Below are 20029 nucleotides of genomic sequence, written 5' to 3'. Positions count from 1 at the left end.
TTGTTCTGTGGGGTTCCTTAGCAAAAATTTAAAATCATAACTTTGATTAAACCAGAAAGCTAAATTTTGTCAAAATGGCTTGAAGATTGATAATTTTAAGCTTATTTTGTCATTCTCTGATTTTTGAAATCAATTCTTTAATTGCTTTAACCAACAGACTAAACTAATGCGCTCACTTTCTCCTGTGGATTTACCTACTTTAGAGCAGATAGTTGAATGTTCTCCTTTAACTGTATTACCTGATACCCCACTTATTGATGTTATTGCTCTAATGAATAGGGTAAACAGCAGTATAGTAGAGTCTAAGTTTGATTTTAGTAGTTGTGTTTTAGTAGTTGAAGAAACAAACTTAATAGGTATATTAACTCTACGGGATGTAATCCGACTAACTGGAATGGGCAAAGATTTATCCAGTGTCAAAATCTCAGAGGTGATGACACAACCAGTCATCAGTCTGAGGTTGGCTCAGGCTCAAAATGCCCTCACAGCTTTATCTTTCATGCGTCAACATTGTATTCGCCATCTACCTGTAGTAGATGATCTAGGACATTTAATAGGCTTAATTACCCAAGACAGAATTCGTCAGGTTATCCAACCACTTCACCTGTTGAAATTGCGATGTGTGAGGGAAGTAATGGTAACTGAAGTTATCCATGCTCTCCCGACTACATCTGTGCTGGAATTGTCTCAAATCATGAGCGATCGCCAGATCAGTTGTGTGGTAATTGTCGCCCAACAGAAGACGAATTTGATCCCGGTAGGGATGATCACTGAAAAAGATATTATTAAATTCCATTTACAGGGACTAGATATAGCCCAAACCCAGGCGCAAGATGTGATGAGTACCCCTGTATTAAGCATCACTCCCACTGAATCTTTATGGACTGTTCACCAGTTGATGCAAGAGCGAAAGGTGCGGCGATTAACCGTAGTTGGAGAACAAAGCGAATTGCAAGGACTGGTGACACAAACTAATCTCCTGCAAGTGCTTGATCCCCTAGAAATAGACAGGGTAATTCAAGTTTTGCAAGCAAAAGTTGAGGAACAAACAGTTAAACTTAGACAATGCAACCAGCAGTTAGAACAGGAAGTTGAACAACGCTGCCAAGCTCAACAAGAATTAGAGTTACGGGTGGCGGAGCGTACAGCTGAACTACTGCAAGCAAATGTACGTTTGAAACGGGAAATTGAGGAGCGCAAACAGACTGAAATAGCACTCCAGCAGCGTGAAAATCAGTGGAAAGCTCTTTTTGATCATGCTCTTGATGCGATCGCTATTGCCGATGATGAGGGGCGCTATATAGAGGTCAATCCAGCAGCCTGTAAGCTTTTTGGTGTATCTAAGGAAGAACTGTTAGGTTCCACAATTGCAGATTTTGCAGCACCCGAATTTGATTTTACCCAAGCTTGGCAACAGTTCTACGAACAAGGACAAATGTTGGGTGAGTTTAACTTATATTGTCCTGATGGCACAGTGCGAGAAACTGAATTTGCGGCGGTTGCCAATTTTATACCACATCGTCATCTTGCAATACTGCGGGATGTGAGCGATCGCCAAGCCGCGCTACGCGATCATAAACAAGCTGAGGAAACCCTCAGAGAAAGCGAGCAACGGTTACAACTGGCGCTTAGTGTTGGTAACATTGGCCCTTGGGAATGGAATCTGAAAACCAATCAGGTTATCTGGTCTGAGAGTTTGTTTACTTTATTTGGTCTAACTCCTGATACCTTTGATGTCAGCTATGAAAATTTTTTAAATCTCATTGTCCACCCTGAAGACCGCGAATTGCTGCATCGATCAGTTTTGCGAGCAATTGACCAGCAAGTACCCCATAATCTCGAATTCCGGTTTATTTACCCAGACGGCACAGTTGGTTGGTCAGTATGCAAGGGTCAAATATTGTATGATGACATCACCAATGAGCCACTCCAGATGATTGGGGTGAATATAGATATCACCGAGCGCAAACAAGCGGAACTTGAAATCCGTAAATTTGTTTCTCTGACCGATAACAGCACGGAATTTATCGGTATGTGTGATATGAATTTTGTGCCATTCTATTTGAACCCGGCGGGTATGCAACTAGTCGGGCTGAATGACACTCAGCAATATAGAGAAACGCCAGTCAGAGAATTTTTCTTTCCCGAAGATCAGGACTTTATCATCAATGAATTTTTCCCGCGTGTTTTCCGTGAAGGACGGGCGGAAGTAGAAATTCGTTTCCGTCATTTCCAGACGGGAGAAGCATTATGGATGCTTTACAGCGTTTCTTGCGTCAAAGACATGAACGACCGGCTAATTGGTCTAGCAGCCGTCAGCCACAATATTAGCGATCGCAAGTTGGCCGAACAGAAAATTGCCGAACAAGCAGCTTTAATTGATATCGCTACCGATGCCATTTTTGTCCGCGATTTAGAAAACCGCATTCTATTCTGGAGTCGAGGTGCTGAAAACTTATACGGTTGGACAGCAGAGGAAAGCATGGGGAAATTAGCCCATGAACTTTTCCAGGTAGAATCCTTGTCTCAAATGGAAGCTGGTTTAAAAACCACTCTCGAACAAGGTTCTTGGCAAGGGGAGTTAGAAAAAACCACCAAAACTGGGAGAAAAATTATCGTTGCTAGTCGGTGGACACTGGTACACAATCAATTTGGACAAAGCCAATCTATCTTATCAGTCAACACCGACATCACCGAGAAAAAACAACTAGAGCAACAATTTTACCGCGCTCAACGCTTGGAAAGTGTAGGAATTCTAGCCAGTGGCATTGCTCACGACCTCAACAACGTCTTTGCTCCCATAATCATGATTGCCCAATTGCTGCCTTTGAGATGCAAAAATGTGGATGCGCGGACTCAAGAACTGTTCAAAACACTAGAAAATAGCTCGCAGCGTGGAGCGAACTTAGTTAAACAAATTCTCGCCTTTACCCGTGGTACAGAAGGGAAGCGCATCTTGTTGCAACCTGGGCATTTGCTCCAAGAATTGGTCAAAGTCATCAAACAGACATTTCCTAAATCCATCGAAATTGTTAATGACATTCCCATAAACACATTGTGGATGGTGCAAGCCGATCCCACCCAACTAGAACAGGTATTTATGAACTTGGCAGTTAATGCCCGTGACGCTATGCCCAATGACGGTATGCTCACAATTAATGCCGAAAACCGGATGGTTGACGAAACAAACGCCCGAATGCACCTGGACGCGAAAGCCGGAGGCTACATCGTTGTTACCGTCTCAGATACAGGGTCGGGAATCCCTCCAGAATTCTTAGAGCGCATATTTGATCCCTTTTTTACAACTAAAGAAGTTGGTAAAGGTACAGGGCTAGGACTGTCAACAGTTTTAGGTATCGTCAAAAACCACGGTGGTTTTGTGGAAGTATCAACTCAGGTAGGTAAAGGGACACAATTTCAGGTGTTTTTGCCCAGAGGAGAAGGCAAAACAACCGAGACAATAACAAAGGCAGAATTACCTGAAGGTAATGGCGAATTGATTTTAGTTGTTGATGATGAAGACTTAGTAAAACAAACCAATCAGGAAACTTTAGAAGATTATAACTACAAAACCCTTGTAGCTAACGATGGCATTGAAGCGATCGCTTTGTATGCCCAGTATAAGGAACGAATTAGCGTAGTTTTGCTAGATATGTCCATGCCCAACATGGACGGATTAACAACTATCTCCATCCTGCGAACGTTCAACCCCAATATTAAGATTATTGCCACCAGTGGTTTACCCGCTAACGAGCAAAAGGCTATTGCCGTTGGTGCTGAGAAGTTTCTGTCTAAGCCGTACACAGCGACAGATTTATTGACTACTTTATCTGCTGTAATCGGGCATCCTCAATCATAGGCAAATTACACTCAATTCTGACCACAGAATTTCGATTTACGCTACCACTAATTCCGCTTTTTCCAGCAGCCATTGCCGTTCATCAAAGTCAGGCCAATACGGTTCGGTTAAGGCAAGAGACGCGATAAATCACCGTCTTTACAAGAATCAGTCCCTTGTAGAGACGGCGAATTATCGCGTCTTTGCTTTGCGATTAGCGGCGTGTCATCAAAAAACCTTATCCAAACCCCCAACTAGTCGCGGGAAGGGGGAAAATTCAAAGTCTCTTTCCTAAAAGGAGAGAGGTTTTCTAAATCCCGTGAGAAGTCATTAATTTTTTAGAAAAATTCGACTTAATTATCTCCTTAACTTTCCATAACTTATCTCCATCGACGCGATCGGGCTAGAAACCTAAAGTAAAGGAGTCCTGAAAAACGAAAGGGTAAAGCACCCAAAAACAGGACATTTCCCAATTTAAAACGAGGCTTATCGCCTCATCGAAAACATTATTTTCAAGAATTAAGGAGAAACTCAAATGGGAACATACACTGGTGATAATTCTAACAACACTTTCATAGCTGACGATGACGGACAACCTTGGTTACTGTCTGGAAAAGGAGGCGATGACTACCTAGCTGGTAAATCTCAGAACGATAAAATTTATGGCGATGAAGGTAATGACAACCTACTTGGTGGAGCTGGTAACGACATCCTAGATGGCGGAACTGGTAACGATAACCTATATGGTGGAACCGGCTTCGATAGCCTGTATGGTGGAGATGGCAATGACAGAATATCTGACACAGATGGGATTGTTGATGGTGGTGCTGGCACTGATACTCTCGTTGCAGACTACAGCCAGTTGAACAATGGGGCTGGAATTGATGTGGCATACCTGGGTCAAAATGCCATCTTCAGCCGCTTTACCGGCAATCCTGTACTCAACTACAGCAATATTGAGCGATTTGAAATTACAGGCACAAAATACGCCGATGTACTGCGTGGTGCTGCTGGTAATGACATCTTCAATGGTGGCGCTGGTGATGACGCACTGACTGGTGGTGCCGGCTATGACACCCTCAACGGTGGCGATGGCAATGACAGAATCACTGACACAGATGGGATTGTTGATGGTGGTGCTGGCACTGATACTCTCGTTGCAGACTACAGCCAGTTGAACAATGGGGCTGGAATTGATGTGGCATACCTGGGTCAAAATGCGATCTTCAGCCGCTTTACCGGCAATCCTGTACTCAACTACAGCAATATTGAGCGATTTGAAATTACAGGCACACAATACACCGATGTACTGCGTGGTACTGCTGGCAATGACATTCTCAATGGTGGCGCTGGTGATGACGTGCTGACTGGCAATGCTGGCTCTGATACCCTCAACGGTGGCGATGGCAATGACAGAATCACTGACACAGATGGTATTGTTAATGGTGGCGCTGGCACTGATACTTTAGTTGCCGACTACAGCCAGTTAAACAATGGTGCTGGTGTCGATGCCGGATTTAATGGACAAAATGGCATCTTCAGTCGTCTAAATAATAGTAGTTTACTCAATTTCAGCAATATTGAGCGATTTGAACTTACTGGTTCACAATATGCTGATGTACTGCGTGGTGCTGCTGGCAATGACATTCTCAATGGTGGCGCTGGCGATGACGCGCTGACTGGCGGTGCCGGCTATGACACCCTCAACGGTGGCGATGGCAATGACAGAATCACTGACACAGATGGTATTGTTAATGGTGGTACTGGCACTGATACCCTAGTCGCAGACTACAGCCAGTTCAACAACGGTGCTGGTGTTGAAGTCGCATACCTGAATCAAAATGCCATCTTCAGCCGCTTTACTGGCAATCCTGTACTCAACTACAGCAATATTGAGCGATTTGAAATTACAGGCACACAATACACCGATGTACTGCGTGGTACTGCTGGCAATGACATTCTCAATGGTGGCGCTGGTGATGACGTGCTGATTGGTGCTGCTGGCTATGATACCCTCAACGGTGGCGATGGCAATGACAGAATCACTGACACAGATGGGATTGTTAATGGTGGCGCTGGCACTGATACTCTAGTTGCCGACTACAGCCAGTTGAACAATGGTACTCCTGTTGATGTGGGATACCTGGGTCAAAATGCGATCTTCAGCCGCTTCAGTGGTAATTCTGTACTCAGCTACAGCAATATTGAGCGATTTGAAATTACTGGTTCACAATACGCCGATGTACTGCGTGGTGCTGCTGGCAATGACATTCTCAATGGTGGCGCTGGTGATGACGCGTTGATTGGCGGTGCTGGCTATGATACCCTCAACGGTGGCGATGGCAATGACAGAATCACTGATACAGATGGGATTGTTAATGGTGGCGCTGGCACTGATACCCTAGTTGCAGACTACAGCCAGTTGAACAACGGTGCTGGTGTTGAAGTCGCATACCTGAATCAAAATGCCATCTTCAGCCGCTTTACTGGCAATCCTGTACTCAGCTACAGCAATATTGAGCGATTTGAAATTACAGGCACACAATACACCGATGTCTTGCGTGGTACTGCTGGCAATGACATTCTCAATGGTGGCGCTGGTGATGACGTGCTGATTGGTGCTGCTGGCTATGATACCCTCAACGGTGGCGATGGCAATGACAGAATCACTGACACAGATGGGATTGTTAATGGTGGCGCTGGCACTGATACTCTAGTTGCCGACTACAGCCAGTTGAACAATGGTACTCCTGTTGATGTGGGATACCTGGGTCAAAATGCGATCTTCAGCCGCTTCAGTGGTAATTCTGTACTCAGCTACAGCAATATTGAGCGATTTGAAATTACTGGTTCACAATACGCCGATGTACTGCGTGGTGCTGCTGGCAATGACATTCTCAATGGTGGCGCTGGTGATGACGCGTTGATTGGCGGTGCTGGCTATGATACCCTCAACGGTGGCGATGGCAATGACAGAATCACTGATACAGATGGTATTGTTAATGGTGGCGCTGGCACTGATACTCTAGTTGCAGACTACAGCCAGTTTAACAACGGAGCTGGTGTTGATGTGGCATACCAAGGTCAAAATGCCATCTTCAGCCGCTTTACTGGGAATCCCGTACTCAACTACAGCAATATTGAGCGATTTGAAATTACAGGCACACAATATGCCGATGTACTGCGTGGTACTACTGGCAATGACATCCTCAATGGCGGCGCTGGCAATGACATTCTTGTTGGCGGAGTTGGCAATGATATTCTCACTGGTGGTATTGGCGCAGACCAGTTTGTTTTCAATTCTAAGCTTGAAGGGCTTGACGTTATCAAGGACTTCAGTCGGGTGGAAGGTGACAAGATTCAGATTTCTAAAATTGGATTTGGTATTACTGACTTCAGTGGTTTCAGCTACAATGACGCAACTGGTGCGTTGTTATTCCAAGGAACTCAATTTGCGACTCTTGAGAATAAGCCTAGTAATTTTGCGGTTAGCTTAGACATCCAGCTTATCTAGAATTTTGGAGAAATTAGTCTGACAAGTTCATAATTTAAAGCCGACAAACTTACACCCGGAACTGAAAATAATTTCCGGGTGTAATTTTTTCAATGGTAGGTATGGTGCGATCGCTTTCAATACGCTTCGGATAAATCATCAAAAAGACGCGATAAATCGCCGTCTCTACAATAATCAGTCTTTCGTCTTGACGGCGATTTATCGCCTTTCTTATCTTAATTTTTAGTTATCCATTTATACCAATTATCTAACCCTACACCAGTAGTTGCAGAAACCTGAAAAATCTGAATTTGGGGATTCACCTGCAAAGCATATTCTATACACTTTTGCACATCAAAATTTACATAAGGTAGCAAATCAATTTTAGTGATAATCATTACATTACTAGCACGGAACATGTGCGGATATTTTATCGGCTTATCTTCTCCTTCTGTGACGGAGAGAATCACAACTTTTGCCTGTTCTCCTAAATCAAATAAGGCTGGACAAACCAAATTTCCGACATTTTCAATCATCACAACTGAATTTAGTGGCGGATTCAGTTGTTGTAAACCCCTGTCTATCATAGATGCATCTAAATGACAGCCTGTTCCAGTATTTATTTGGATGACTTTAGAACCTGTTTCTTTAATTTTTTTGGCATCGTTAGCAGTTTCTTGGTCGCCTTCAATGACACTAATAGATAATTGATGCTTTAAATCATTGATGGTTCGCGTCAAAAGAGTTGTTTTCCCAGCACCGGGAGAACTCATTAAATTTAAAGCGAGAATATTTCGACCTTTAAACCATCCCCGATTTTGGGCAGCTAGCAGGTTATTTTTTGCTAATATATCCTGTTCTAAAGATATCGTTGTATTATGTATTTTTGCATGAATTTGAGGCGCTTCTGTATGAGTATCATGGCTGTGGGAGTGAGTTATGACAGTTCCATCTGATAAAGTGTGAGTATGATTATGTTCCGCTTTATCTGTTTCTAAATTTGTAATTTTTATTTCGCTATCATCAGAACAACCGCAGGTTACACACATAATTCCTCTATTTCTATTTCTTTAATTTTTAGTTCTTCACCAGTAATTAAATCTAATTGCACGCTACCGCAATTACAGATTCCAAATGGTTTATCTAAATAAATTTCTGCACCGCATTGGCGACATCGCCCTAAGCCTGGGATTTCTAAAATTTCTAATGTCGCCCCTTCTAAAACTGTGCCTTGGGTGCAAATATCAAAACAAAATCGGATAGCATCGGGCATAATGGCTGAAAGTTTGCCGATTTCTAATAAAACTCGTTGAACTTTTGCCCCTTTGGCGTGTTCAGTCACAATTGCCACAATATTTTGGGTAATTCCAAATTCGTGCATATTATAAAATTTATTAAAAATTAACAAATTCTTGGTAATTGGTCGCCTACTAACATATCAACAATTCTTTCAGCACCAAAAACTGTTTTTAACAAAACTATACCTGGGGGTGAAGAAAGAACTTCGCCAATAATACAAGCATCTTTCCCTGCTGGGTGAGATTTCATAGCTGATAAAACGTTGTCAGCATTCTCTTTTGGAACCACTGCAACTAACTTACCTTCATTAGCTAAATACAATGGGTCTAAACCGAGAATTTCGCAAACTCCATTGACTTCTTCACGCACTGGAATAGATTTTTCATAGAGACGAATTCCTACATTGGAACTGAGGGCAAATTCATTTAATACTGTGGCTAAACCACCGCGTGTAGCATCTCGCATAGCATGAACTTGTGGACATACATGGAGAATAGTTTCTACTAAACTATGCAACGGCTGACAATCACTTTCAATAGTAGTTTCTAAGGCTAACTCGCCACGGGCAATTAAAATTGCTGTCCCATGATTGCCTATTTCACCATTAATTATTACGGCATCTCCAGGTTTAATGTTGTGGGCAGAAATGCTAATTCCTCGTGGGATGATACCAATACCAGCAGTATTAATAAAGAGTTTATCGGCAGCACCACGATGTACAACTTTTGTGTCACCAGTGACAATTTGAATACCTGCTTTTTCTGCGGCTGCTTTCATACTGTTTGCAACACGGCGTAAGGTTTCTACAGGTAATCCTTCTTCTAAAATTACGCTACAAGTTAGGTATAAAGGTTTAGCACCGCTGACAGCTAAATCATTAACTGTACCGTTTATGGCTAATTCTCCTATATCACTACCGGGGAAAAATAACGGGTCTACAACATAAGAATCTGTTGTAAATGCGAGTCTGTCTCCTTGTTGGAGGAGAGGGGTTAAGTTGAAGCTGGCTTGGTCTTCTAGTTGGGAGAGAATTGGGTTATCAAAATTGCTGACAAATATATCATCTATTAAATCGCGCATGGCTTTACCACCGCTGCCATGTGCGAGAGTTATATGAGTGTCTTGCACTTTACTTTGGCGACGGCGGACTTTTTCTATTTTTTGGAATAGGGGATTTTGGATTGGGTTTGTGGGGGAAATATTCATATTAAATTTTTTTTAAACGCAAAGGGACGCAAAGGGAAGCGCAGAGGTACGCGGAGTATTATTCTGAGGAGAAGCCGCAGGCGGGGAGGGGTTCTTGAGTTATTTTTGGTTTTTGGGTGATTGTTCTTTTGGCGATGGTGGAGAGTCGTCCATATTTGTAATAGGCTGCACAAGCGCCCTCGGAAGATACCATGCAAGTTCCAATTGGTGTTTCTGGTGTGCAAGCTGTACCGAATACTTTACACTCCCAAGGTTTTAAGACTCCTTTGAGGATTTCTCCACATTTACAGGCCTTATGGTCGGCTACTTTGAGGTTAGGAATGGTAAATTTAAGTTCGGCATCAAATTGGGCATATTCAGGTTTAATTTGTAATCCTGAATAGGGGATGTCACCTAAGCCGCGCCAATCAAAACTATCTCGCACGGCGAAAACTTTATTTATGGCTTGTAGGGCTACTGTATTTCCAGATTTTTGGACAATTCGGTTATATTGATTTTCAACTTCACAACGATTTTCTACTAACTGTTGCAATAACATCCAAATTGATTGGAGAATATCTAAGGGTTCAAATCCTGAGACAACAATTGGCTTATTATATTGTTGGGAAATAAATTGGTATGGGTCACTGCCAATTACCATGCTGACATGACCAGGGCCAACAAATCCATCTAGTTGTAAGTCGGGATTATCTAATAGCGCTTTGAGGGCGGGAATCACGAGGACGTGATTGGAAAACATACTAAAGTTATGAATTTCTTCGGCTGCTGCTTGCAGAATGGTGAAGGCGGTGCTGGGGGCTGTGGTTTCAAAGCCTAATGCGAAGAATACTACTTGTTTGTCGGGGTTATCTCTAGCAATTTGCAGGCTGTCTAAGGGAGAGTACACCATACGGATGTCTGCACCTTGTGCCCTAGCTTGCAGTAATGTGGTTTTGGAACCGGGAACTCGCATTGCGTCGCCAAAGGTGGCAAAAATGACGTTATGATTTTGAGAGATTGCGATCGCATCATCTAATCTCCCCTTTGGCATAACGCATACTGGACAACCAGGCCCATGAATTAGTTCAATGGCTTCGGGTAAAATTTCTTCGATACCATATTTAAATATAGAGTGGGTATGTCCGCCACATACTTCCATGATTTTGATGGGTTTTTCTAGCTGGCGGCATAATTTGGCGATTTCGCAGCGTATCGCTTCAGCTTTTTCCGGTTCGCGGAATTCGTCAACATATTTCATAGGAAGTGAAGAGTAGTGAGTTTTATCTATCAGTTAATTTCGCTTTTGTGGTAGAAAGTTTTTTAACGAACTGCTTTCTCTGTGAGACACTACGTGAACGCGCAGCGTCTCGTAGATAAGAAAGAAAAAAAGGTATGATTTTTAAACTCTTTCTCTGCACCTTTGCCCCCTGTGTGACACAAAAAAGGTCTATTATTTACAGCAGATTGCAGGTAAATGAGGTACAAAATTTAAGAATAAAGACATATACCAATAGAGTTTCAACCCTATTCCCTACTCCCTATTCCCTACTTGTGCTGCTGCTAATTCTTGGAATAGTTGTAAAGTTTCCGCCGCTTCTTGTTCGTTAATTCGATTCATAGCAAAGCCAACATGTACTAGTACCCAATCGCCAATACAAGCTTCGGCGGGATGTTGTTCATCTACGATACAAGCAATATTTACCTCGCGTTTAACACCACCAATGTCAACTATGGCTAATTTATGGTTAGCATTGGTAATTTCTATAATTTGTCCGGGGATTCCTAAACACATTTTTTTATTTGTCAAGATAAACTAACCGCAGAAGAAATTATTTCTAAACAAAAGTTTTTCAACTATCAACACTCATGTATTAATTGTGCGGCTGCAATAACTGCTTGTCCTAGAGATAACCCGCCATCATTAGCTGGAACTAAGCTGTGAGTAAGTACTTTTATACCCAATGTTTGTAATCCTTGGGTAACTTGCTCTAACAATATACAATTTTGAAATACTCCTCCTGTTAAAGCTACGTGATAAATCAGATTTTCTTGAGAAAGATGCTTAACCATTTCCACAATCGCATTTGCTAAACCTTTGTGAAATTTAGCAGCCATAACTGATTGTGGAATCTGTTGCTGCAAGTCATCGAGCAAAGCTTGCCACATTGGACGCGGGTCTATACAATAAATACTATCTGAAAAGCTAAAACTAAAAGGATAGATTAGCGTTTCTTTATCATTATTTAAGCTACTAACATCTACTATAGCTTCCATTGCGATCGCAGCTTGTCCTTCATAGCTACATTCATCTCTATAAATACCGATAGCCGCCGCTACTGCATCGAACAATCTCCCCACTGAGGAAGCTGGAGGAGAGTTAATTCCTTTCTCTATCAGTTGATTGAGTAGTTTGAGTGGTTTGTTTTTCAAAAATTGAACTATTTCTAAATCAGTATATTTTTGTTCGCAATCATTCCAAAGGTTAGCCGCTATTAATTGGGTGTATGTATTACGCCAAGGCTGATAAATTGCTTGTTCACCACCAACCATTGCTACTGGTTTAAATGTTGCTAGTCGTTTAAATCTCCGGTAATCTGCTAAAAGAAATTCTCCACCCCAGAGTGTACTATCGTCGCCGTAACCTAAACCATCTAAAGCAATGCCTAATACTGGCGGTGAATCTAAAGAAATCCCATTTTCTGCCATACAAGCGGCGATATGCGCGTGATGATGTTGGATTTGATGAATTTTTATTTGATTTGTTTCTGCAAGTTCTTTACCAAATTTGCTTGAGAGATATTCAGGATGTTTATCAATAGCGATTACTTCTGGTTTATGATCAAATAAATTTAAGTATAAATTCAAAGTCTCTTGATAAGCATTGAAAGCCGCAGCATTTTCTAAATCTCCTAGATGTTGAGATAGAATTGCTTCTCCTTCCCGCAATAAGCAAAAGGTATTTTTTAACTCACTACCCATTGCTAAAATTTGCGGCACATTGTGAAATCCTGGTGGTAAACTAATTGGTGCTGGCGCATATCCTCTAGCACGGCGAATTGTTTGAACTTTATCGCCGACAACACGCACAACCGAATCATCTACCCGATTAATAATTTCCCGATTGTGAAAGAGAAAGTAATCAGCGATTTTCCCTAATTTTTCTCTTGCTTCGTCATTATCAATACATTGTGGTTCATCGGCAAGATTGCCACTTGTTAAAACAATTGGGCGATTCATCCGCCGCAAAATCAAATGATGTAAGGGCGTATAAGGTAGCATGAAGCCAAGGGTATTTTGTCCTGCTGCTACCGATGGTGCTACTACTTTTTTACCTGTCACTTGTAATAAAACAATTGGTGCGGCAGAATTTGCCAATAATTCTTTTTCTTTGGCGTTGACAATACAATATTGTTCAATTATCTCAATATCTCGCGCCATTAAAGCAAAGGGTTTATGATAGCGCTTTTTACGCTGACGCAGTTTTTGTACAACGGTTTCCTGTGTTGCATCACAAGCCAGATGAATACCACCTAACCCCTTAATTGCTACAATCTCTCCCTTTTGCAACAAGGTACAAACAGCATCGACATCATCCAACATCGAAAACATAGAAGCAGTAACCGATTTCCCATCAGCACGTTCTAACCAAGCTGTAGGGCCGCAAGCATAACAAGCTACAGGTTGGGCGTGAAAACGACGGTTTTCGACATCGTGGTATTCCTTTCCACATTCGGGACACATAACAAACGCAGACATACTGGTATTGCATCTGTCATAAGGAATGGCACGAATAATACTCAGGCGTGGGCCGCAATGAGTACAGTTAGTAAATGGGTAGCGATAAAAGCGGCTAAAAGGGTCGAATATTTCTTGTTGACACTGCGGACAAGTCGCTGCATCAGGAACAACTTCTGTTTTAATTGCACTATTAACACTACTAGAAATCACAAAATTATTAAAGTTAAATTCACCTTTGTAAGGAGTTCTAATTAGCTGATTAATTTTTGCTAATGGTGGACACTCTGTTTGCAATCTGGCAACAAATTCTGTTAATGCTTCCTCACTACCAGATACCCGAATTAATACACCTTCACCATCATTACAAACATCTCCACACAAACCGTAAGCTTTAGCCAGACGATATACAGTAGGGCGAAATCCTACTCCCTGAACAGTACCGCGAACTCTAATTTCTTCATTCGCCATATAATTCTGACTTTCAAAAATTACGAATTACGAATTACGAATTACGAATTATTAATCTGCCACAGCAATATTCGATTATTTCCAGAATCAGCTATTACCGCCGTATTACCACAAATTTTTATCCCGTAACACCAATTTAAGCTATCTCGTTTCGGCAGCCCAAAATTCCGATTTTCACCTTTACTTTGAAAATTCATTTGTCCTGCCAACCCATCTGCCACTAAACCTTGCAGTGATAAAATTGATTCTGGCTTTCTCCATCCTAACAAACGAGAATTAGCCGTATCTGCAACTACTAACCAATCTTCAGTTACCCCTACACCATAAGGCATACTCAAACTACTAGCACTTGGCAAATAAACTCCTTGATTCATTTCCACAAAATCAAAGCTTTTTTGTCCTAAAACCACTGCACAAGGGACATTATTTTCTGTTGGTATTCCCTGCCAAATCATCACTCGGTGATTACCTGCATCGCTGATAACCAGATTCTCTCCCCAAAAGGTAATATCGTGACACCAACGCATACTCGCTGCGGTTGCAGAACCACCGCCGTTTTCATTGCGAGATATCATATCTGGTTGTCCTAAAACTAAATCAGCAGGTTGACCATTTTCTGTTGGTAACTGATGCCAAATCAATACTCTTCGATTTCCTGTATCGGCAACAAATAGCCGTCCTTGATGATAAAAAACACCATAGGGCCAGTGCATTGTAATGGCAGATGCTTGTTGACTTCCCCGATTGGGTTCAGTATCGATAAAATTAACTTGTCCTAACACCAAATCTGCTGGAACATTGTTATCTTCTGGTAAGTTTTTCCAAATCAAAACCCGATGATTCCAAGCATCTGCTACAGCTAATCCTTCGCCACAAGCACAAATCCCAGTTGGTACACTTAAGGTTGCACTTCCCGGTATACCTTTAGCATTTTGTCCTTCATGATAAAAGTCAGGTTGTCCAATTACCCAATCAGCCGGTTGACTATCTCTAGTGGGTAAATTTCGCCATCCCAATAATCGATGATGTCCTGTATCTGATACCCACAAAGGGCCAGTTTCTGATAACAAACAAGCACCACGAGGCCCAAACATTTCTATAGAACTTGGTGCTACAGGTATAACTAATTGCTGCGGTTCAATAATGTTGCCTAAAATTACCTCTGCACCCTGAGATGAGAGAGGTAAATCTTGAGAAATTTCTGTTGCTTCTGACGGTAATTGTGATATGGGATTAATTATGATTGGGATATCCATAAACCGCAGATAGACACTGTTAATTATTTAAAAACATTAATGTTTATTAGCATGTAACAACAGTCACAAATTTGCATTATGTTTTTATCAACAAATAAGACGCGTTCCCTGTTACAAAACAAATTATGTTCAGAATTAAGAATGAAAAAGCAATATGTCTATTTGCTTGCGGGAAACACCTAAATGAGAAGGCGAACTGCGGTTTACTTGCTAAATCTACCGAAATGAGAAAGCAATATGTCTATTTGCTTGCTGAATCTACCGAAATGAGAAAGCATTTAAGCAAAATGAGAAAGCAATATGTCTATTTGCTTGCTGAATCTACCGAAATGAGAAAGCATTTAAGCAAAATGAGAAAGCAATATGTCTATTTGCTTGCTGAATCTACTGAAATGAGAAAGCATTTAAGCAAAACGAGAAAGCAATATGTCTATTGGCTTACACAAAATACTAAAATGAATGAGCAAATTCCGGCAATGATAAAGCAAGGTAACCGCAAATTCTAATCGCCATATATATTTGCTGAGATGCTACCTTCGGATGATCATTTTTGCAGTTTCACAAAAACCTTATCCTCCTTAAATTTTACCGGATATGACTGAAGCGAAATATCCGGTGCAGTTAAGCATTCACCTGTCTCTAATCTGTACTGAAATCCGTGGGAAGGACAGGTTATAATACCGTTTTCAATCTTACCCTCTTCTAAAGAGTATCCTAAATGAGCACAAGCATTACGGTAACATCTTACTCTAGCACCTTGACGATGTAAAATAAGCGAAGTCCCAGCAATTTGTACTGCCAATATACCAAATTCAGGAACTTGCTCAATAGTTGCTACTTTTACCCAACTAGAAGTTATCTGTGGAGAAAATGGACTAGTTAAACCAGAATTTGTGGTGTTAATAGTAGAATGATTATTAACTGCAACCACTTTGGTAATTTCAGGACAATGGTTTTTGATTGCCTGTTCTACTCCTTGAGATAAAGTCAAAGTAGAAGCCGGACAACTGCTACAAGTTCCTATGAGCATAATTTCCACTGTATCTGGTGGCTTAATTGCCACTAGTTCAATATCCCCATTATGGCTTTTTAAACTTGGGCGAACTTCTTCAAGGGCTGTTTGAATGCGCTGTGCTAATGGTGGTTTTGGTGATTTTACTAGTTCATGATAAAGCAGTACTGCGTATACTACTTCATCAGTAACAGCATGACGTAAACCTGACATTGATTCTTGTTTGAGGCTTTTAATCAAACTAGTCAATGCTGCTTTATGCAAGGCTTCAATTGCTCTTTTTAGACCCACCGCTACACAGCGTTGGCTTTCATCCCACTCAGATATAATTGCCTCAAAGCGGTTAATTTCCTGAACTAATTCTTCAAGGTTTGTCATTGGTCATTGGTCATTTGTCATTGGTAATTTGTCATTTGTCATTGGGCATTGGTTATTCATAAATGATAAATCACTTCATTTTGAAATCTTTGAGGAGAAATGGCATAATCATTCCTGTCACTAAGCTAGACAATGTTATTGGTAAACAAAAGGGAATGTCAGCTTGTGCAAATAACACTAGCAGTAATGAACCTAAAACAGTAGCAATAGCAGTTCGCTGGATAAAATATATCGGGTCGCGTAGCAACTTTCCTTTGACAAATAACTTGGCTGAAAACCATCCAATTTCTAACATTTTTCCTCCTAATAATTTGTCAATAAATTTAGTATGACAAGCCCTAGCAAGATGGCAGGAATTACACCAGCCGGAGCAAATAATGCACCAAGCATTGCTGAAAAGCTATAGCCTATATCTTTCCCAGCTAATAGCATTCCACCAATAGCACCGCCAACCATAGACAAGGCTGTTGCGATGACTATCCACACTAATCCTGTTACTATGTTCAAGTCACCATCTGCTAAACTCGTGAGAAAATCTCTTACAGTCGGGTTTGTAAAAACATCTCTCATGCTGTTTTGTTCTCCTTATTAGTAATTAGGGGAGTGGGGATGAGGGGGATGAGGAGAATAAGCAATGCCCTATTTCCTATTTCCTATTTCTACTTCAATATCTTGTAGGGCTTGGGTTACTATCTCTGCTTGTTGAATTTGTTGGTTTTGGGTAAAAATCTCTAACGCTTGTTGATAATAGATACGTGCTTGCAACAGATTTTGAGGATTACCAGCTTCTGGTTTTTCTGAGTCGTCTGGTAAGTTGAATAAGGCGTTGGCTTTATTTGAAATTGTGTTAGCGTACTCTAGGGGTGTATCTTTAGAGTTACGCACTTTTAGCGCTTCATCGTAAGCTGCGATCGCACGCAAGTTATTTTCCACAGGATGAGAACTCACTAAATATTGCAAAGCGTTACCCAAGTTGTTTTGCAACATCGCATATTCTCTGGGATGATCGATCAGATTAATATGCTTTAGTGCCACCTCAAATGACTGCACTGCTAACCCTTGACGCAAGTATTCCCGTTCCGATGCTAAGGGCATAGAAAGATAAGCGATCGCAATATTGTTATATAAAATCGCGTATTCCTGGGGGTAATCCTCCCAACTAAACACCCGCAACGCCTCATGATAAGCCTGGATGCTGTCAGTTATCCGCGCCAAATTAAATGGCACTAGCGACTGCAACACCAGCCCAAAATTCATCTGCGTCTCTGCCACTTCCTCTAATGAGGCTAATTGCTGTAAAATCGGCAATGCCTCTTCATAACCTGCTTTTGCTTGCAGCAGCAGTTGGTAATCAGCATCCGGTATTGCCTGTAACGTCCCTGCCATTCCCACTTGGGCCCTGGCTTTCAGTAGGGGATACTCCTCACCACACATCTCATAGGCCCGGTAATATAACCCAACTGCATTTCGCAAGTCTTGGGCAGCTTTGGGCTTTTTTTGAAAGCCTTGCGCTATCTCAATCAGCATCTGGATTTTTTCCTCTGCTGAGGCTGACTCCGATGCAACAGCTGCGATCGCAGCTTTCACCGCTGAATCTGTAATGCTGGGGGTCATAACTCTGCCGTACTCTAGCCAATTGGGAATTGAGTCCAACGCCCACAAATGATCGAGACACAGTTTTGCATCTGATCACGGGCCATACTGATTTACGCAGGCTTCGAGTCCTTTAGGCGGAATTCCCCTTTTTGATCTGAGACTAGGAATTTAGTGACTGGTGATTGGAGGTTAGCGACTGAAGATTAAGGAATAGTTTTCCCCAGTACCCAATCCCCAATACCTAGTCCCCAGTCTCTAAAATATAAAACACCCTATTTCTAAAATTCTAGGGGGTAATTGCTAATATTAATGTCAGCTTTAAACACCTAATATTTTAAAAATATTTTTTGTATCATCGCTGGACACAATCCAAAATTTTTTTATTGAATTGTTGACATATATAGAAATCCACTTTCATTTCTGAACTAATTTGCGTAGGCAGGCAATAGGGAATAGGCAACAGGCAACAGCCAAGAAGGCTTCTTAGTTGTACTGAGTTTTTTCAGAAATAAAATATGAGTCCTATATATAGGAATACGGTTTGAGTAGTTTTTCTTAACTGAACCGTATTGCCATATTATATGCAGGAATTTACTAGCCAATTTTTGTATAATCCCAAGACTCACCACGGGATCATCGGAGTGTAAAATATGTTCATTAACTGTAAAACAAGCTCCCCTAAATTGTTAGAGTGAAAACAGACAGTATCTTTTATCGCATCTTTCAAAGTATCCCCAGCACGTTCTTTGAACTGATTAACCAACCGCCGCAACTAACTAGTGCTTACCAATTTTCTTCAGTAGAAGTCAAGCAACTGTCTTTTAGAATCGATGGCGTCTTTCTCCCAAATACAGCAGAACTACCTATCTATTTTGCAGAAGTGCAATTTCAACCAGACAAAAAGTTCTACTCACGTTTATTCACCGAAATCTTTAATTATCTTGACAAAACCGAATTAACTAACAATTGGCGTGGTGTTGTCATCTTCCCCAACCGCAGCGTTGATACTGGAGATACTGAAAGATACACAGAATTACTCAACTCACAACGAGTCACTCGCGTCTATCTTGACGAATTAAGCTCAATAGAGACATCATCAATCGGCATTGAGACAGTTAAACTAATTATCGAACCCGAATTAACTGCGACAACAAGAGCTATCGAAATAGTTAACACTGCCCAACAGCAAATTATAGATGTCGCTACTATTAGGGAAATTATACAATTGATAGAGACGATATTAATCTACAAGTTACCGAGATTAAGCCAGGAGGAAATAAGAAAAATGTTTGGATCAAATGAGTTAAGGCAAACTAGATTTTACCAAGATGTTTTTGCAGAAGGGAAACAGGAAGGGAAACAGGAAGGGAAACAAGAAGGTAAGTTAGAAGTGATACCCCAGTTATTAGGATTGGGTTTAAGTATTGAGCAGATAGCTCAAGCATTAGGTTTAGACGAACAAGTTGTTAGGCAGGCTGCACAACCAAAATCTTAAAACAATTGCTATATGGCTCACGGGGTGCAAAGTCTTGCTCCCCGATTTTTTGCTGAATTTGACTTAGTTATTGCATTAAAATTTTACAGCTTAAAATACTGATCACCTCGTATAGATTAGCGATTGTTAATATTGGATTCCAGTCTTTAAAATTTGCATAGCCAATCACCTGCAAGTAGTGAATTGCACTGCTAACGGCAGACTATTAGTTGGTAAGCACACGGTTGGGCAATTTCAGCCGCCCTATCCAGCACCATTGTGGCTCCAGTCC

General features: G+C 41.3%; 15 protein-coding genes. 4 read left to right on the top strand and 11 right to left on the bottom strand.

What is annotated here, in order from left to right:
• The first annotated feature begins 166 nt into the window (after positions 1 to 166).
• Positions 167 to 3859 carry a PAS domain S-box protein gene (locus tag ACWATR_RS04590; RefSeq protein WP_460329923.1) on the top strand — a complete coding sequence of 1231 codons (3693 nt, stop codon included), beginning with the start codon at positions 167 to 169 and terminating at the stop codon, positions 3857 to 3859.
• Positions 3860 to 4373: 514 nt separating this feature from the next.
• Complete coding sequence (locus ACWATR_RS04585; protein ID WP_460329921.1) at positions 4374 to 7352, top strand: beta strand repeat-containing protein; 2979 nt, start codon at positions 4374 to 4376, stop codon at positions 7350 to 7352.
• Between the two features lie 215 nt (positions 7353 to 7567).
• On the opposite strand, the gene hypB is transcribed toward ACWATR_RS04585, so the two are convergent.
• The 7 genes from hypB to ACWATR_RS04550 form a co-directional block, all read right to left on the bottom strand.
• Positions 7568 to 8380 (bottom strand): hydrogenase nickel incorporation protein HypB, encoded by an 813-nt coding sequence (hypB, locus tag ACWATR_RS04580; RefSeq protein ID WP_460329919.1) that lies wholly within the window; start codon positions 8378 to 8380, stop codon positions 7568 to 7570.
• Positions 8371 to 8712, bottom strand: a complete 342-nt coding sequence (gene hypA / locus ACWATR_RS04575; RefSeq protein ID WP_179071776.1) for a hydrogenase maturation nickel metallochaperone HypA — start codon at positions 8710 to 8712, stop codon at positions 8371 to 8373. The genes hypB and hypA overlap by 10 nt, the downstream gene beginning before the upstream one ends.
• Positions 8713 to 8732: 20 nt before the next feature.
• Positions 8733 to 9836, bottom strand: a complete 1104-nt coding sequence (gene hypE, locus ACWATR_RS04570; protein WP_460329917.1) for a hydrogenase expression/formation protein HypE — start codon at positions 9834 to 9836, stop codon at positions 8733 to 8735.
• A 58-nt stretch (positions 9837 to 9894) separates the two neighbouring features.
• The gene (gene hypD / locus ACWATR_RS04565) at positions 9895 to 11073 is read right to left on the bottom strand and encodes a hydrogenase formation protein HypD (protein ID WP_460329915.1); all 1179 of its coding nucleotides are present in this window, start codon (positions 11071 to 11073) and stop codon (positions 9895 to 9897) included.
• A gap of 273 nt (positions 11074 to 11346) precedes the next feature.
• On the bottom strand, positions 11347 to 11607 hold the full coding sequence (locus tag ACWATR_RS04560; protein WP_069074263.1) for a HypC/HybG/HupF family hydrogenase formation chaperone: 261 nt from the start codon (positions 11605 to 11607) through the stop codon (positions 11347 to 11349).
• A gap of 65 nt (positions 11608 to 11672) precedes the next feature.
• Positions 11673 to 14021, bottom strand: coding sequence for a carbamoyltransferase HypF (gene hypF / locus ACWATR_RS04555; protein WP_460329913.1), 2349 nt, complete (start codon positions 14019 to 14021; stop codon positions 11673 to 11675).
• Positions 14022 to 14062: 41 nt separating this feature from the next.
• A complete protein-coding gene (locus ACWATR_RS04550; protein WP_460329911.1) occupies positions 14063 to 15277 on the bottom strand; it encodes an NHL repeat-containing protein in 1215 nt (404 codons plus the stop codon).
• Between the two features lie 125 nt (positions 15278 to 15402).
• Here ACWATR_RS04550 and ACWATR_RS04545 point away from each other — a divergent pair, with 125 nt between their 5' ends.
• Positions 15403 to 15783, top strand: a complete 381-nt coding sequence (locus ACWATR_RS04545) for a hypothetical protein (RefSeq protein ID WP_460329909.1) — start codon at positions 15403 to 15405, stop codon at positions 15781 to 15783.
• 38 nt (positions 15784 to 15821) lie between these two features.
• Here ACWATR_RS04545 and ACWATR_RS04540 read toward each other — a convergent pair whose 3' ends face one another.
• From ACWATR_RS04540 to ACWATR_RS04525, 4 genes are all read right to left on the bottom strand, one after another.
• Positions 15822 to 16667 (bottom strand): NifU family protein, encoded by an 846-nt coding sequence (locus ACWATR_RS04540; protein ID WP_460329907.1) that lies wholly within the window; start codon positions 16665 to 16667, stop codon positions 15822 to 15824.
• Between the two features lie 70 nt (positions 16668 to 16737).
• A complete protein-coding gene (locus ACWATR_RS04535) occupies positions 16738 to 16962 on the bottom strand; it encodes a hypothetical protein (protein WP_460329905.1) in 225 nt (74 codons plus the stop codon).
• A gap of 8 nt (positions 16963 to 16970) precedes the next feature.
• Complete coding sequence (locus tag ACWATR_RS04530) at positions 16971 to 17237, bottom strand: asr0689 family protein (protein WP_460329903.1); 267 nt, start codon at positions 17235 to 17237, stop codon at positions 16971 to 16973.
• Positions 17238 to 17306: 69 nt separating this feature from the next.
• On the bottom strand, positions 17307 to 18281 hold the full coding sequence (locus ACWATR_RS04525) for a hypothetical protein (RefSeq protein WP_460329901.1): 975 nt from the start codon (positions 18279 to 18281) through the stop codon (positions 17307 to 17309).
• Between the two features lie 673 nt (positions 18282 to 18954).
• Here ACWATR_RS04525 and ACWATR_RS04520 point away from each other — a divergent pair.
• On the top strand, positions 18955 to 19758 hold the full coding sequence (locus ACWATR_RS04520) for an Rpn family recombination-promoting nuclease/putative transposase (protein WP_460329899.1): 804 nt from the start codon (positions 18955 to 18957) through the stop codon (positions 19756 to 19758).
• Positions 19759 to 20029 lie beyond the last annotated feature (271 nt).

The organism is Nostoc sp. UIC 10890 (assembly GCF_054786515.1).
The sequence above is the reverse complement of the archived record's forward strand: the minus strand, read 5'-3'. Positions and strand labels throughout refer to the sequence as shown.